General features: G+C 60.4%; 13 protein-coding genes. 5 read left to right on the forward strand and 8 right to left on the reverse strand.

The window, feature by feature from the left end; genetic code table 11:
- The first annotated feature begins 2 nt into the window (after positions 1-2).
- Entirely contained in the window at positions 3-1,280 is a 1,278-nt protein-coding gene (locus PH547_RS05270) for an L-fuconate dehydratase (RefSeq protein WP_104824111.1), read from the forward strand.
- A gap of 39 nt (positions 1,281-1,319) precedes the next feature.
- On the opposite strand, the gene PH547_RS05275 is transcribed toward PH547_RS05270, so the two are convergent.
- Both PH547_RS05275 and PH547_RS05280 read right to left on the reverse strand, forming a co-directional pair.
- Entirely contained in the window at positions 1,320-2,873 is a 1,554-nt protein-coding gene (locus PH547_RS05275; RefSeq protein ID WP_104824110.1) for a VOC family protein, read from the reverse strand.
- Between the two features lie 143 nt (positions 2,874-3,016).
- Positions 3,017-3,244: a hypothetical protein gene (locus PH547_RS05280; protein ID WP_199773483.1), complete on the reverse strand. Its 228-nt coding sequence runs from the start codon at positions 3,242-3,244 to the stop codon at positions 3,017-3,019.
- A 506-nt stretch (positions 3,245-3,750) separates the two neighbouring features.
- On the opposite strand from PH547_RS05280, the gene PH547_RS05285 reads away from it, so the two are divergent.
- Complete coding sequence (locus PH547_RS05285) at positions 3,751-3,960, forward strand: cold-shock protein (RefSeq protein ID WP_104824108.1); 210 nt, start codon at positions 3,751-3,753, stop codon at positions 3,958-3,960.
- Positions 3,961-4,086: 126 nt separating this feature from the next.
- Here the strand turns inward: PH547_RS05285 and PH547_RS05290 are convergent, their stop codons facing one another.
- Positions 4,087-5,541 carry an MFS transporter gene (locus PH547_RS05290; RefSeq protein WP_104824107.1) on the reverse strand — a complete coding sequence of 485 codons (1,455 nt, stop codon included), beginning with the start codon at positions 5,539-5,541 and terminating at the stop codon, positions 4,087-4,089.
- 486 nt (positions 5,542-6,027) lie between these two features.
- Here PH547_RS05290 and PH547_RS05295 point away from each other — a divergent pair, with 486 nt between their 5' ends.
- The gene (locus PH547_RS05295) at positions 6,028-6,864 is read left to right on the forward strand and encodes an NmrA family NAD(P)-binding protein (protein ID WP_285167725.1); all 837 of its coding nucleotides are present in this window, start codon (positions 6,028-6,030) and stop codon (positions 6,862-6,864) included.
- Between the two features lie 37 nt (positions 6,865-6,901).
- On the opposite strand, the gene ggt is transcribed toward PH547_RS05295, so the two are convergent.
- Both ggt and PH547_RS05305 read right to left on the reverse strand, forming a co-directional pair.
- Positions 6,902-8,647, reverse strand: a complete 1,746-nt coding sequence (ggt, locus tag PH547_RS05300) for a gamma-glutamyltransferase (RefSeq protein ID WP_104824105.1) — start codon at positions 8,645-8,647, stop codon at positions 6,902-6,904.
- A 540-nt stretch (positions 8,648-9,187) separates the two neighbouring features.
- A complete protein-coding gene (locus tag PH547_RS05305) occupies positions 9,188-10,453 on the reverse strand; it encodes a glycerate kinase type-2 family protein (RefSeq protein ID WP_104824104.1) in 1,266 nt (421 codons plus the stop codon).
- Between the two features lie 153 nt (positions 10,454-10,606).
- On the opposite strand from PH547_RS05305, the gene PH547_RS05310 reads away from it, so the two are divergent.
- The gene (locus PH547_RS05310) at positions 10,607-11,035 is read left to right on the forward strand and encodes an OsmC family protein (RefSeq protein WP_104824103.1); all 429 of its coding nucleotides are present in this window, start codon (positions 10,607-10,609) and stop codon (positions 11,033-11,035) included.
- A 22-nt stretch (positions 11,036-11,057) separates the two neighbouring features.
- On the opposite strand, the gene PH547_RS05315 is transcribed toward PH547_RS05310, so the two are convergent.
- The 3 genes from PH547_RS05315 to PH547_RS05325 all read right to left on the reverse strand — a co-directional run bounded on the left by PH547_RS05315 (position 11,058) and on the right by PH547_RS05325 (position 13,994).
- The gene (locus PH547_RS05315; protein WP_104824102.1) at positions 11,058-11,600 is read right to left on the reverse strand and encodes a carboxymuconolactone decarboxylase family protein; all 543 of its coding nucleotides are present in this window, start codon (positions 11,598-11,600) and stop codon (positions 11,058-11,060) included.
- Positions 11,601-11,613: 13 nt separating this feature from the next.
- On the reverse strand, positions 11,614-12,951 hold the full coding sequence (locus PH547_RS05320; RefSeq protein WP_283047157.1) for an LLM class flavin-dependent oxidoreductase: 1,338 nt from the start codon (positions 12,949-12,951) through the stop codon (positions 11,614-11,616).
- Positions 12,952-13,082: 131 nt separating this feature from the next.
- Positions 13,083-13,994 carry a LysR family transcriptional regulator gene (locus PH547_RS05325; RefSeq protein WP_283047155.1) on the reverse strand — a complete coding sequence of 304 codons (912 nt, stop codon included), beginning with the start codon at positions 13,992-13,994 and terminating at the stop codon, positions 13,083-13,085.
- A gap of 124 nt (positions 13,995-14,118) precedes the next feature.
- Here PH547_RS05325 and PH547_RS05330 point away from each other — a divergent pair, with 124 nt between their 5' ends.
- Positions 14,119-14,859, forward strand: coding sequence for an SDR family oxidoreductase (locus tag PH547_RS05330; protein ID WP_283047153.1), 741 nt, complete (start codon positions 14,119-14,121; stop codon positions 14,857-14,859).
- Positions 14,860-14,876: the final 17 nt, after the last annotated feature.

The following is a 14,876-nucleotide window of genomic DNA, read 5'->3' on the forward strand; positions in this document are numbered from 1 at the left end:
CCATGACGCGCATCACCAACCTCCGCGTATTCGATCTGCGCTTTCCGACTTCGCAGAGCCTCGACGGCTCCGATGCGATGAATCCCGATCCGGATTATTCGGCTGCCTACGTGATCCTCGATACCGACAAGCCGGGCCTCGAAGGTCACGGCCTTACCTTTACCATCGGTCGCGGCAACGACATCTGCTGCATGGCGATCGAGGCGATGCGCCATCTGGTCGTCGGCACGGAGCTTGCCGGCGTGTTGGAAAATCCCGGCAAATACTGGCGGCATCTGACCAGCGACAGCCAGCTTCGCTGGATCGGCCCGGAGAAGGGCGCGATGCATCTGGCCACCGGCGCCGTCGTAAACGCTGTCTGGGACCTGCTCGCCAAGGAGGCTGGCAAGCCGGTCTGGCGGCTGGTGGCGGAGATGGATGCGGAGCACATTGCCGATATCGTCGATTACCGCTACCTGACCGACGTTTTAACCCGCGACGAAGCCGTCGCTATCCTGAAGAAGGCCGAGGCCGGCAAGGCGGAGCGTATCGCCACCCTGGAGCGTGAAGGTTATGCCTGCTACACGACCTCGGCCGGCTGGCTCGGCTATGATGACGCCAAGCTGCGCCGTCTTTGCCAGGAGGCAATCGATGCCGGTTTCAATCATGTGAAGATGAAGGTCGGCCGCGATCTTGCGGACGATATCCGGCGTCTCACCATCGCCCGCGAAGTGATCGGTCCCGATCGCTATTTGATGATCGATGCCAACCAGGTCTGGGAAGTGGGCCAGGCGATTGATTGGGTGCAAAAGCTCGCCTTTGCGAAGCCCTTCTTCATCGAGGAGCCGACCAGCCCCGATGATGTTGCCGGCCATCGCAAGATCCGCCAGGCGATCGGGCCGGTAAAGGTCGCGACCGGCGAGATGTGCCAGAACCGCATCATGTTCAAGCAGTTCATCGCCGAAGGCGCCATCGACATCGTGCAGATCGATTCTTGCCGCATGGGCGGGCTGAACGAAGTCCTGTCCGTGCTTCTCGTTGCCGCGAAATACGGCCTGCCTGTCTGGCCGCATGCCGGCGGCGTCGGCCTCTGCGAATATGTGCAGCACCTGTCGATGATCGACTACGTCGCCGTCTCCGGCACCAAGGATGGTCGCGTGATCGAATATGTCGACCACCTGCATGAACATTTCATCGACCCTTGCGTGATCCGCGACGCCGCCTACATGCCGCCAAGTCTGCCTGGCTTCTCGATCGAGATGAAGCCTGAGTCGATCGCCGCCTATACGTTCAAGGGGTGATCCGTCACCTGAAGGTTCCAATTACAAGAGTTGAAGCGCTCAGTTCGAGCGCTTCAACCATGCCTGGATGATCGGCACATCCGCGTCTGTCAATTCGTGGCCGTAGGGGATCGTTTGCTGGTTCATCGTCGCGCCGCCGGCATTAAGCCGTTCGGCGAGCGGTTGCGCGTGGTGTCCATAGTCGTCCTTCTCGCCAGCGATGATCAGTACATCGGCGTTCGACATGTCCGCCGGCGGCGGATCGGTCAGCGCGGCCATGGAGCGTAGCAGCACAGCGCGGCGGATGAGATGCGGCTGCAGCGACAGCATGGCATTGATGAGGTTCGCGCCGTTCGAATAGCCGATATAGACGATACGCTCGGGATCGAGGTCGTAGGCGCGGATCGCGCCATCGATGAAGGCGGCGAAGGCTTCGGCTTCGCTGGCGATGTCGGCCTGATCGAAGGAGAAGGGCGTGATGCGGCGGAACCAGCGCGGCGAGCCTTCCTCGAGCGCGCGGCCACGCACGCCGAGCAACGTTGCCCGCGGGTCGATCTTATGGGCAATCGGCATCAGTGACGTTTCGCTGGCGCCCGAGCCATGCAGCAAGATGAAGACGGTACCGTCCGGCTCCTCCGGCGTGAAGAAGCGATGCACGAACGGCAGATCGCGATAGATGACGCGCGGCTCGCCGGGCATTGAGAATTGCGGCAGGATCACGCTCAGCTCCGCCAGCCGTTCCGGTTTGTCATCGGGGGCGAACAGGCGCGTGCCGAGTGTTGCCTCGTCTTCGTCGATCAGCATGCCCGGCGCATCGGTTGCGAGTTCGAACAGGATGCGGCCGGGTTCCCGGACATAGAGCGAGCGGAAATATTTGCGATCATGCATCGCTGTCGGCCAGGAATTGATCGCCTGCAGCGCCGTACGCACCGCTTGCAGTTCGGCATCGTCGGAGGCACGAAACGCCACGTGGTCGACCGTGCCGGTTCCCGGCGCACTTGCCCAGAAACCACGGGCATCGCGGATGTCGATGATATCACCGGGTTCGGAAATGAGGCGGCTGATCGCCCCATCGACCGCTTGCAGCCGGTAGCCGAAATGCTCCAAGAGAAGCTTTTGCGTCTCCTCGGGCGTCTCGCTGAATAGCGTCGCGCCGCGAATGCGCCGGATGGCATGTTCTGGCGGGATTTTGTCGCTTGCCCAAGGTGCGGCCGATTGTAATTCACCTACGCCGACAAGTTTGATGACAACGCCATCCGGGTCTTTCAGCCGTAGAACCGGTTCGCCGAATTCCTCGGAAGGGCCTTCGGGTTTCAGCCCTGCGCTCAAGGCGCGCGTCAGCCAGAAACCGATGCTCATGGGATCGATGGCCAGCGAGATTTCGCCGACTTGTCCGACGCCGGGACGTCCCGGAGAGCCGTCCTCCCAGACAAGGAAGGTCACCAGCGAGCCCGGCGATCCGATCGCGTCGCCATAGATGAGGTGCAACTGCGTGGCGTCTTCGAAGCCGCCGGTGCGTTTGACCAGCCGTAGGCCGAGAAAGCCGGCGTAGAAATCGACATTCGCCTGCACCTTGCGAGTGATGAGCGTGATGTGGTGAATGCCGGCGACCATGACGATGCTCCAGATGGATTGTGCAATTGGTCGCTATTTAGGGCGGAAGCCTCCGCCAGTTCAATGCGCAGTCCGTGGAGGCTGTGTTCACCAAAAGCGCAACGTCCGCCTCTGAACCGTGCCAGGCACGGATCAAGTTTTGCCTATTTGGCTGCCTTGGCCGTCTTTCGTTTGGCCTTTGTCTTCGGCTCCGGTGGCGGCTGAAGCGCCTCTTTCTCGAGGCGCAGTTCCCTCAGGCGTGCCGTTTTGCGTTCGCGGGTCATCTGTTCGCTGGCGATGATTTCCTTGACGGTGGAGTCGAGCTGGCTGGACTTGACCAGCGCTGCCTCTCTCTTGGACCCGAAAAGATTGTCTTTATTGGGCGGCGCCATCTTGGCCTCCAGGGTTTGTGTCGGCGTTGGCGTTTCCTGTGGGTTTGAGCGGGTAAGCATCCGCGCCCACAAGGAGGGAGATCCATCCTGTATCGGGTGGCATTCGTATTGCTGGGAATTCCAGCGCTCCCCGGAAATAAGGCGGAATTGCCGCAATGAAGCCGGGGGGACGTAAAAAGAAAAGTGCCGATGAATCTTATATAGGACGACGCAAAAAACTCGGAAATAGCTACAAAAAGACTATTCGAATTTGATCCTCGATAAACGATAGTTTTATGTCACGCGAGTCGATTTATGCGAAATATCTAGTCATTTTCGATATTTCTGATATTTCGCCTTGTGGGGTATCCAGCCCTCAGCTATAAGCTGTGCATCGATATTGGTGAACGAACTTTGCCTCGACGCACTCTGCGCGACATTGACGAACTTCCCTCTCAAAATCGGTCTACTGCACCAGACGGTTGTCTGGATGCGATCTCTACATGAGTGATTGAAAGGTCATTGTTATGAGCACAGGTACTGTAAAGTGGTTCAATGCTACCAAGGGTTTTGGTTTCATTCAGCCTGATGACGGCGCGACGGACGTCTTCGTGCATATTTCCGCGGTTGAACGCGCTGGAATGAGCACTCTTCGTGACGGCCAGAAGATTTCCTACGAGCTTGTCAAGGACAAGCGCTCGGGCAAGATGTCGGCTGACCAGCTCGAATCCCTGTAAGGCATTGCTTTCGGTCTTTGACCATGGATGTACTGGCAAAGATCGTTGAGGCGATGAAGGAAGAGGTCGGGTTAGCCCGGCCTTTTTTGTATCTTGTTCCTGGCGAGCTTTTCGACACTCGGGGAATCAGTGTCCCCCGAGTGAATCCTCGGGCGATTTCTTGCGGTGGCCACTGATCTCCGTGCCGGCGGTGCGCGAAAAGCTGGCGTTCCAGATCACCGCGAGCAGCGCAATGGCCGTGACGACGATGAAGGCGACGGAGAAGTCGATCATCTCGGCCTTCGCATGGCCGCCGAACTGCATCGAGCCATGCAGGGCAAGAGCGGCGACGCAGATGCCGAGCGAGAGCATCAACTGCTGGAAGGTCGAATAAAAGCTGGTCGCGATGCTCATCCGGTCACGTTCGATCTCGTCATAAGCGATCGTGTTGTAGGCCGTGAACTGGAACGACATGAAGAAGCCGCAGAAGAACAGGATCACGAAGATGACAGGCAACGGCCAATTCGGCTGGAAAATGGCGCACATTCCATAGCCGAGCGTGCCAATCAGACCGAAGACGATAAGGGCGGTGCGGAAGCCGAGCGTGCGCAGGATGCGGACCTGAAAAGGCTTCATGGCCATGGAGCCGAGCGCGGTCGCAATGGCGATCTGGCCGGCTGTAGCGGCCGAAAGACCGAAGCCGAGCTGCAGCATCAGCGGGATAAGGAAGGGATGGGCGCCCTGGCTGATGCGCGTCAGCGAGCCGGCGATGACCGAGGTGCGGAAAGTCGGCACCTTCATCAGCGAGAAATCCATGATCGGCGACGGATGCTTGCGGGCATGTCGCAGATAGGCGATGCCGAACAGTAGGCCAATCGAGATCAGGAAGACGGCCAGAAAGCCTTCGCCTTCGCGGCTCGACATTTCGAAACCGAAGAGCAGCGAGCCAAGCGAGATGCCTGACAGGATGAAGCCGGAAAGGTCGAAGCGGCCATTGCGCGGCCCTTTTACCTCTTCGATGAACATCGACACCAGGATAAAGCCGATAACGCCGATCGGCACGTTGATGTAGAAGATCCAGCGCCAGTCGAGATAGGTCACGAACATGCCGCCGACGGGCGGGCCGAGAATTGGACCGACAAGCGCCGGGATTAGCAGCCAGGACATGGCGTTGACCATGTCCTTGCGAGCGACGCTGCGCATCAATACGAGACGTCCGACCGGGAGCATCATCGCGCCGCCGAGACCCTGCAGCAATCGCGCGATCACGAGGAAGAACAGGTTCGGCGCCTGCGCGCACAGAAGCGAGCCGACAACGAAAACCGCGATGGCGGATCGGAAGACGGTGCGCGATCCGAAGCGGTCTGCAATGGCGCCGCTGGCGGGAATGAAGATCGCGAGGCTGAGCAGATAGGACGTGAGCGAAATACTCATCGCTGGCGCGCTGACGCCGAAGTCTCTCGCCATGGTCGGCAGCGCTGTGGCGAGCACGGTCGCGTCAAGCTGCTCCATGAACATGGCGCTTGCTACGATAAGCGCGATTACACGAAAATTAGGTACGGCCCGCCGGGTTGGGGCGGCCTGGAAAATCTGGTCCGACATTGTCGGGGATCGCTCTCGATGGCGCGGTGGGGTCCAAAGACAGAACCGCAAGTCTGGTGACGGCGCAAAGGCCGATTGGAACGGGGCCCGGTATACTCCCGCTCACGCGGGATGACTATATCCGAATTTGCAAATCTTATTGATCGAAATGGAAAAAACGTCGCAGCCGGGCAGGAATGTCACAGCCGATGAATGCCAGATGAACAGGTGATGGCGGCAGCGGCGGTTGCATCGATCACAGTCTGTTTTCCCGCGTAAGATGGTGTGTCTCGATTGTTGATTCTACGTCATGAATAAGCTGACATAACGGCACTTAAGTCATGAGCTATCCTATTGCATGATGTTTACGAAGCCAAAGCGGGGCCTGCCATGAACATTCTCAGGAAGTGTTGCATTCGTCGCCGCGCCGCGTGATGCGGGCGATTTTTGACGGCGTACCGGCCCGCCTGACTTCCAAAACCTAACAACATCTTCAAGGAGAAGATCATGTTTGCAATCACTGCCGTCACTGGCAAGGTCGGTGGTACGACCGCACGCGCGCTCATTAGCGCTGGGCATAGGGTCCGGGCCGTCCTTCGCGATCGGGCGAAGGGCGCGGAATGGGAAAAGCTCGGCGCTGAAGTCGCCGTCGCCACCTTCGATGATGCCGATGCGCTGGCGCGAGCTTTCGACGGTACCGAAGGCGTCTTCGTCATGGCCTCGCCGAATTTCGCGCCCGATCCGGGCTTCCCGAGCGCCCGCAGGGATGCGGCGGCGCAGGCGGCCGCCATCCAGCGCGCGCAGCCGGGCAAGGTCGTGATGTTGTCGTCGATCGGTGGCCAGCGTACCTCCGGCCTCGGGCTCATCACTCAGGTTCACATGCTGGAAGAGGCGCTGGCGCCACTGACCATGCCGGTTGCCACTCTGCGGCCGACCTGGTTCATGGAGAATTCATTGTGGGATATAGCGCCGGCGCGCGCGACCGGTGAAATGCCGAGCTATCTGGCACCGCTCGACAAGCCCTATCCGATGATCGCCACCGCCGATATCGGCGCCATCGCCGCCAGGACGATGGCCGAGAACTGGACCGACCGCCGGGTGATCGAGATCGAAGGGCCGAAGCGCTATAGCCAGATCGAAATCGCAACCCTGATCGGCCAGGCCATCGGTCGTCCGGTCGTTGCCAAGCCTGTCCCGCGCGCCGAGTGGGAAGAGCGTTTCAGGGCACAGGGGGGCTGCCTGGCCGGAGCCGCGCATCGAGATGATCGAAAACTTCAACTCCGGCTGGATCGATTTCGAGCCAGCAGGCGTCAACGAACATGTGGTTGCGCCGAGGCCCTTTGAAACTGTCCTGGCCGAACTCGCCAAGATCGCCTGAAGATCAGTACCCTTCAGCCAAGCCCGAGCCGGCGCGGCTATCCATTGCGCCGTTATAGCGCGCGCCGCCTCCCTCGGCGATTTGACCGAGGCTCTTGCCGCCGACGAGGATGCCGGCGGCCTGACCCCAGACCGGCCAATCGCCGCCGACCTGGACATTATAGCCCATGCCGGTCAGCAGTTTGATCGTGTCGGGAGACAGCGTGTAGGGCTCGGTATAGACCTTATCCGGCAGCCACTGATGATGTATCCGCGGTGCGTCGATCGCCTGCTGAATATCCATGCCGAAATCGATGACGTTGACGATCGCTTCGAGCGTAATGGTGATGATGCGCGCGCCGCCGGGGCTGCCGATCACCATGAAGGGCTTGCCGTCCTTGGCGACAATCGTCGGGCTCATGGAGGAAAGCGGTGTCTTCTTCGGCTGGACGGCGTTGGCCTCGCCTTGAACCAGACCGTAGAGGTTCGGTACACCCGGCTTGGCGGTGAAGTCGTCCATCTCGTTGTTGAGCAGGATGCCGGTGCCGGGTGCGACCACGCCGGCCCCGAAGGAGCCGTTCAGCGTATAGGTGACGGCAACCGCATTGCCGTCATTGTCGATGATCGAATAATGCGTCGTCTCATGGCTCTCGCCGAGGCCCTTCGGCATCAGATCCTTGGAGACGCCGGCGCGATAGGGATCGATGCTGTCGCGGATCTTCTTTGCGTAGTCCTTATCCAGCAGCTTGCTGACGGGATTGTCGACGAAATCGGGATCGCCGAGCGCGGAATTGCGATCGACGTAGGCATGGCGCATGGCCTCGACCATGAGATGCACGGTGTCAGCCGAAGCGTAGCCGGTAAAGGAAAGCGGATAGCCTTCCAGCACGTTGAGGATCTCGCAGATGATCACGCCGCCGGAAGAGGGCGGTGGTGAGGAGATGATCTCATAGCCCCGGTAATTGCATTTCACCGGGTCGAGTTCGCGGACCTTGTATTGCTCGAAATCCTCCTTGGCCAGGATGCCACCCTTATCGTGGCTGGCCTTGACGATCGCATCGGCGGTCGAGCCCTTATAGAAGCCATCAGGACCTTGTTCCGAAATGCTGGAGAGGGCCGCGCCAAGCTCCGGCTGGATCAATGTATCGCCGGTGGCGAAGGGTTTGCCGTCCCCTTTGACGAAGATTGCGGCGGTGGCCGGATCGCGCGCCAGCCATTTCTTGCCGTGGTTGAGCTCCGCGGCATCGGCCTGGTTCAGGGTAAAACCTTCCTTGGCATACCGGATTGCGGGCGCCATCAGTTCCTGGCGGGATTTCGTGCCATATTTCTCACGCGCGGTCTCGAAGCCCATGACGGAACCCGGCACGCCGACGGCGAGATAGCCGTCCGTGCTTGCGCCTTTGACGACATTGCCTTTGTCATCGAGATACATGGTCTTGGTCGCGGCGAGTGGCGCGCGCTCGCGGAAATCGAGGAAGGCTGTCTTGCCGTCCTTCAGCCGGATGGTCATGAAGCCACCGCCGCCGATATTGCCTGCGACCGGATAGACCACAGCCAAGGCATAGCCGACCGCAACTGCAGCATCCACGGCGTTGCCGCCGCTCTTCAGTACGTTGACGCCGACATCGGTCGCGAGATGCTGGGCAGTCACCACCATCCCATGCTCGGCTTCGACCGGCTGCGGTGCTGCGGCTTGAACGGTAGTAATGGAAAAGAGCCCGAAGGCAAAGATAGTGGCCGCGGATATTATCCGCTGGCGGAAATGGTACATGATGGTCCCTCCAAAATCATATTTTAGGTAAGAGAGCCTTTCGCTGCGTCTAGTGCCGCAGAGATAATTTCTGCTGCCGAATCCCGACTGGGTCGCGGCTCCGAAATCCGAACCGGGCGAAAGAAGGCAATCCGTATCGGGACGAGCAACTCGTGCTTCAGTCGATCCGGGCTAATCCGAAAGGATTAGAGTGAAGCTGTTTGTTCGATCTTTCGTATTAGCGCTTTGAAAATGTGCGGGATAAGTGCCTTCTCACGCTCGCAATAATTCTTTCATAAGGGCAGTCTACTTTAGGTAAGTCATAATCGAGGCGGAAAGTAATGAGTTGGGGGAAAATGATGGCCGTCACGAAGCTTGAGCAATGGAAGAACGAGCGCAACAGCAAACCTAAGCCGTTCGTCATTGCCCAAAAAACGCATGTCGTCGAAATCGAATGCGTCCATTGTCATCGCCATTTCTTTCGGTGGACATCGACAGCGCCGGCCTACTGGCGCTGCGAGGATTGCCCCACCAATCACTGATATCGTCCGGTCCTTTCGATCAAGCGATCAGGATGGCTCGGAAATCATTGACATTCGTTCCCGTCGGTCCGGGTACGAAGAGGTCACCGATCGCGTTGAACGCCGACCAGGCGTCGTTGTTTCTCAGCATTTCGGCGGGTACCAGCCCAGCCTTGCGCAGCCGCGCCACCGTGCTTGCATCAGCAAAGGCGCCGGCATTGTCCTCGCTGCCGTCGATGCCATCGGTATCGGCCGCCATGGCGTGGATGCCGGCGTGACTGTCGATGTCGATCGCGAGCGATAGCAGAAATTCAGAGTTTCGGCCGCCCTTGCCCTTGCCGGTCAGCGTTACCGTCGTCTCACCACCCGACAGCAACACGATCGGCTTGGTGAAAGGCCGGTTGCGATGCAGGATCTCGCGGGCGACGGCGGCATGTACATGCGCTGCCTCCCGCGCTTCACCTTCGATCGCATCGGACAGGATCGCTGCCTCGATGCCGGCCTCGCGCGCCGCTTTGGCCGCGGCTTCCAGCGAGACACCGGCCGAGGCGATGACATGCACCTCGTTGGCTGCAAAGCGCGGGTCATCTGGCCGCGGTGCATCAGCTTCCGGCTTTTCGATATGTGCCAGAACGGCGGCGGGCAGCTCGATGCGGTAGAGGCGGATGAGGTCGAGCGCTTCGGCGCGCGTGCCGGCGCCGGGAACGGTCGGACCGGAGGCGACGAGGGCCGGATCGTCGCCCGGAATGTCTGAGACCACCAGCGAGACGACCTTTGCCGGATAGGCCGATGCCGCGAGGCGGCCGCCCTTGATGGTCGATAGATGCTTGCGGATGACGTTCATCGCCGAAATCGGCGCGCCGGAGGCGAGCAGTGCCTTGTTGACGGCGATCTCGTCGGCAAGGGTAAGGGCGCCCGCCGGAGAGGGCAGCAGCGCCGAACCGCCGCCGGAGATCAGCGCAATCACCAGGTCATCCTCGGTCAATCCCTCAACCAGTTTCAACAGTCGACCGGAGGCGACGAGGCCGGCCTCGTCAGGCACGGGATGAGCGGCTTCGATGATTTCGATGTGGCGGCATGGGGTGGCGAAGCCATAACGCGTCACCACCAGCCCTTCCAGCGGTCCGTCCCAGCATTGCTCCAGGGCGGCTGCCATCTGCGCCGAGCCCTTGCCGGCACCGATGACGATCGTCCGCCCTTTCGGTTTTGCCGGTAGATGGGCGCGGATGCCGGTCAAGGGATCGGCGGCGCGGACGGCGGCATCGAAGAGGGAGGTGAGGAAGGCGCGGGGATCGGAAACGGTCATGTCGAAATCTGCCTGTCTGCGATGGGCTAGTAACCATTTGGTGACTCAACTGACGCGAACGCGCAAGGGCAGGGAACGCCAATTGTGTCCTGTGAGGGGAATCCCTATGTTTTGGGGAGCAGTTTCAACGATTATATCCGAGGGATTTTCAAGATGGCCGAACTGAAGGTGAAGACGAGACAGACCGGCGCGACGGCGACGGTCGGCCGCACCGGCCTTCCGCATGTGACGACGGTGACAGGCGGTGAGATCGATATCGTCACCTCGCCGTCGCAGCCGGGCTTCAATCCGCTCGACCTGCTTTATTCCTCTTTGTCCGCCTGCCTCGTGCTCAGCGCCCGTATGGCTGCGAGCAGCCTCGGCGTGCTCGACAAGCTGACGGAGGTCACCGCCGTCGTGACTGGCGAAAAGGCGACGGAAGGGCTGACGCGCGTCGAAAAATTCAACATCGCCTTCACCATCAAGGGCGATTTCGGCGACGAGATTCGTAACGCCATCGCGCATGCCGCCGAGGACGAGATCTGCACGGTCAGCAATACGATCCGGGGGAATCCCAAGTTCGAGACGGTGATTTCGGGGTGAGATTGGATTGAATGGCTTTTCGTTACTTCGAGGGTAGCTCAAATCCCTCCAAATACGGCCCAAGCTCCGGATCGATATCCACCTTCACCACATTGTTGTAGATCGCGGTGGCGATCATGATGCCGGCGAAAGCGACGAGGTTTGCGAGCGTGGGTTCGTCATAACGCGCCTTCAGCCGGTCCCATAATTCTTCCGGCACGGCGTTGGAATCCCTGACGATGGCCTTGCCGAAATCGATCAATAATGCCTCGTCTTCGGTGGGTACGATGGTTTCCGGCGCCAGGCCGGCATTGATCAGCGCACGGCGGAAAAAGCCGACCGGGATGATCGAGCGGCTTTCCAGCGAAATCGCATGGCAGAAAAGCCAGACCGCGCGGTCGTCCAGCGCCGGGCGGAGCTCTTCGCGCAGCGTGAACCATTCGGCATAGATGCGGTGTGCCACCGGCGAATGCAGCAGCGTCCGCTTCATATTGGTCATGCGGCCGCGCAGTTGCACTTCGCGGTCATGTTCTGCGCGGACGGCGTCGGAGGCGGTATCGTAATCGATTGGTGTGATATGGCTCATCGGCTGTTGTCTTTCACTGCGCCGCTTTGGAGAAGAACCGGTTCTGCGGGCGCGGCAAGCCGAGATGATCACGCAATGTCGTGCCCTCGTATTCGCGACGGAAGATACCGCGGCGCTGCAGTTCCGGAACGACACGCGTGGTCACGTCCTGCAGGCCCTGCGGCAGGAAGGGGAAGACGACATTGAAGCCGTCGGAGCCTTCCTCGTGCAGCCATTGTTCCATTTCATCGGCGATCGTCTGCGGCGTGCCGATGAAGGCGAGGCCGGCATAGCCGCCGAGACGCTGGGCAAGCTGGCGCACGGTCAGCTTCTCCTCCTCTGCCAATGCGATGACGCGCTCCCTGCCGCTTTTGCTGGCATTGGTTTCTGGGATTTCCGGTAGCGGGTCGTCTGGGTCGAAGCCCGAGGCGTCGTGGCCCAGAGCGATGGACAGCGAGGCGATGGCGCTTTCGTAATGGACGAGGCTGTCGAGCTTGGCACGTTTGGCCTTCGCCTCCTCGACCGTATCGCCGACGACGATGAAGGCGGCGGGGAGGATTTTCAGATGATCCGGATTGCGGCCGATGCGCCGCATCCGGCCCTTGATGTCGGCGAAGATCGCCTTGCCGTCGGCGAGGTTGCGGGGAGCGGCGAAAACCGCTTCCGCCGTTTCGGCGGCAAGCTGGCGGCCGGCATCCGATTGCCCGGCCTGGACGATCACCGGCCAGCCCTGGGGCGGGCGGGCAATGTTGAGCGGCCCGCGAACGCTCAGCTCCTCGCCCTTGTGGGCAAGCACATGCATCTTTTGCGGGTCGAAGAAGATGCCGCTTTCGGCATCGTGAAGGAACGCGTCGTCGGCAAAGCTGTCCCAAAGGCCGGTGACGACATCGTAGAACTCGCGGGCGCGGTGATAGCGCTCGCCATGCTCCATATGCTCTTCAAGGCCGAAATTCAGCGCCGCGTCCGGATTGGATGTGGTGACGATATTCCAGCCGGCGCGACCGCCGCTGATATGGTCGAGAGAGGCGAAACGGCGGGCGATGTGATAGGGCTGGTCGAAGGTGGTGGAAGCCGTGGCGACGAGGCCGATCTTTTCGGTGACGGCGGCAAGCGCAGACAGCAGCGTGAAGGGCTCGAAGGACGTCACGGTATGGCTGCGCTTCAACGCCTCGACGGGCATGTTCAGCACGGCAAGATGATCGGCCATGAAGAAGGCATCGAATTTTGCCTGTTCCAGCGCCTGCGCAAAACTCTTGATGTGCTTGAAATTGAAATTCGCATCCGGATAGGAGCCGGGATAGCGCCATGCGCCCGTATGCAGGCTGACGGGGCGCATGAAGGCCCCAAGCTTCAGTTGCTTCTGTTCAGTCATGGGTCCATCCCTCTCGAACATCACTGGTTCACGGCGGCCTAGCGCCAGCGAGAATATTCCTTCGGACGTAGGAGCCCTGTCGGCGCATTCAAAGAGCCGATTTCATTTATTTGATCGGTTCGAGGGAATATTCATCCGACCCCGCTTTCCGCGTCGCTCTGTCGGGCAAAAACCTTGACGAGCCAGTCGATGAAGACGCGTACGCGTGGGGAGAGTTGGCGGCTGCGGGGATAGAGCATGGAGACGGGTGTCTTCGTGAGTGGAAAGTCCTTGAGGACATGAACCAGCTCGCCGGATTTCAAGGCATGTTCGGCGTGATAGCGCGGCACCTGGATCAGGCCCAGGCCGAGCTTGGCCGCTGAAAAATAACTTTCGGCGGCATTGACCGAGACCGTTGCGGGCAGGGTAATGCCGCGCACCGCCCCGTCGACGATGAATTCCAGCGGCAGCAATCCACCCGTCGCCGAGGAGCGGAAGCCGACCATGCGGTGGCCGTCGAGAGCTTCTGGATGCAGAGGCATGCCGAAGCGCTCGATATAGGCAGGCGCGGCCAGGGTGATTTCCTCCAGCAGGGCGACGCGGCGGGCGATCATGTCGCTATCCTGTGGCGTGCCGACGCGCAGCACGCAATCGATGCCTTCGCGAACGAGGTCAACGAAGCGGTCGCCCTCGGTCATATAGAGCTCGATTTCCGGATAGGTCGCAAGGAAAGACGGCAGGTTCGGCAATACGAAATGCCGAGCCAGCGTGCCGTGCACATCGACGCGCAGGAGGCCCTTCGGCTTGGCGCCCGCAAAGGCACCCTCGGCATCTTCAATATCGGATAGAATGCGCAGGCAGCGTTGATAATAGGCCTCGCCATCGAGCGTGGGGCTGACATGCCGCGTGGTCCGCTGCAGCAGGCGAACGCCGAGCCGCGCCTCCAGTTGTTTGACGGCATCCGTCACCGTGGAGCGTGGCAGACCGGTGTCTTCGGCCGCCAGCGTGAAGCTGCGCCGCTCCACGACGCGGGAAAACACCCGCATGGCATCGAATCTGTCCATTTTTCTTTGTTCGGCAATTTCGGATAGTGATGCCGAATAATGGCTGATTATCCGCCGGCTGAAAAGAGGCATCTTCCTCTCATCGAAACGCGCTGCGGCGCACTCACAGCAAAGGATGAAGACAATGACCAACAATTCCAACAAGGTAGCTATCATTACCGGCGCATCCCGCGGCATCGGCGCCGCGATTGCGGAACGCCTCGCAAAGGACGGCTTCACCATTGTCATCAACTACTCCGGCAGCGAAGCCGCCGCCGAGGGGCTGGCTCGCAAGATCGAGGAGAAGGGCGGTAAGGCGCTGACCGCCAAGGCCGATGTTTCCGATGCCGAAGCCGTGCGTCGCATGTTCGATGCCGCCGAAGCCGCTTTTGGTGGCGTTGACGTCTTGGTCAACAATGCCGGCATCATGCAGCTTGCCAAGATCGCCGATGCCGACGACGCCCATTTCGACCGGCACATGGCTATCAATCTGAAGGGCACGTTCAATACGCTGCGCGAAGCCGGCAAGCGTCTGCGCGACGGCGGCCGCATCATCAATCTTTCCACCAGCATCGTCGGGCTCAAGCTCGAGACTTACGGTGTCTACGCCGCCACCAAGGCCGCCGTCGAAACGCTGACCGGCATCATGTCCAAGGAACTGCGCGGACGCTCGATTACCGTCAACGCCGTCGCTCCCGGCCCGACGGCCACCGACCTCTTCCTCAATGGCAAGAGTGACGAATTGATCGACCGCATGGCCAAGATGAACCCGCTGGAACGGCTGGGCACGCCGGAAGACATCGCCGCCGCCGTCTCCTTTCTTGCCGGTCCCGATGGCGGCTGGATCAACGGCCAGACGTTGCGCGCCAATGGCGGCATGATCTGAGCCTTCCCACTCGCAGC

The sequence above is a fragment of the Rhizobium cerradonense genome (assembly GCF_030182455.1).
In the GTDB taxonomy this organism is placed as follows: domain Bacteria; phylum Pseudomonadota; class Alphaproteobacteria; order Rhizobiales; family Rhizobiaceae; genus Rhizobium.

Bases quoted from the DNA above. Each gene is read 5' to 3' on its own strand.
- PH547_RS05270 (WP_104824111.1), top strand. From the start codon at position 3: ATGACGCGCATCACCAACCTCCGCGTATTCGATCTGCGCTTTCCGACT.
- PH547_RS05280 (WP_199773483.1), bottom strand. From the start codon at position 3,244: ATGGCGCCGCCCAATAAAGACAATCTTTTCGGGTCCAAGAGAGAGGCA.
- PH547_RS05275 (WP_104824110.1), bottom strand. From the start codon at position 2,873: ATGGTCGCCGGCATTCACCACATCACGCTCATCACTCGCAAGGTGCAG.
- PH547_RS05305 (WP_104824104.1), bottom strand. From the start codon at position 10,453: ATGACCGTTTCCGATCCCCGCGCCTTCCTCACCTCCCTCTTCGATGCC.
- PH547_RS05285 (WP_104824108.1), top strand. From the start codon at position 3,751: ATGAGCACAGGTACTGTAAAGTGGTTCAATGCTACCAAGGGTTTTGGT.
- PH547_RS05325 (WP_283047155.1), bottom strand. From the start codon at position 13,994: ATGGACAGATTCGATGCCATGCGGGTGTTTTCCCGCGTCGTGGAGCGG.
- PH547_RS05310 (WP_104824103.1), top strand. From the start codon at position 10,607: ATGGCCGAACTGAAGGTGAAGACGAGACAGACCGGCGCGACGGCGACG.
- PH547_RS05320 (WP_283047157.1), bottom strand. From the start codon at position 12,951: ATGACTGAACAGAAGCAACTGAAGCTTGGGGCCTTCATGCGCCCCGTC.
- PH547_RS05315 (WP_104824102.1), bottom strand. From the start codon at position 11,600: ATGAGCCATATCACACCAATCGATTACGATACCGCCTCCGACGCCGTC.
- PH547_RS05290 (WP_104824107.1), bottom strand. From the start codon at position 5,541: ATGTCGGACCAGATTTTCCAGGCCGCCCCAACCCGGCGGGCCGTACCT.
- ggt (WP_104824105.1), bottom strand. From the start codon at position 8,647: ATGTACCATTTCCGCCAGCGGATAATATCCGCGGCCACTATCTTTGCC.
- PH547_RS05330 (WP_283047153.1), top strand. From the start codon at position 14,119: ATGACCAACAATTCCAACAAGGTAGCTATCATTACCGGCGCATCCCGC.
- PH547_RS05295 (WP_285167725.1), top strand. From the start codon at position 6,028: ATGTTTGCAATCACTGCCGTCACTGGCAAGGTCGGTGGTACGACCGCA.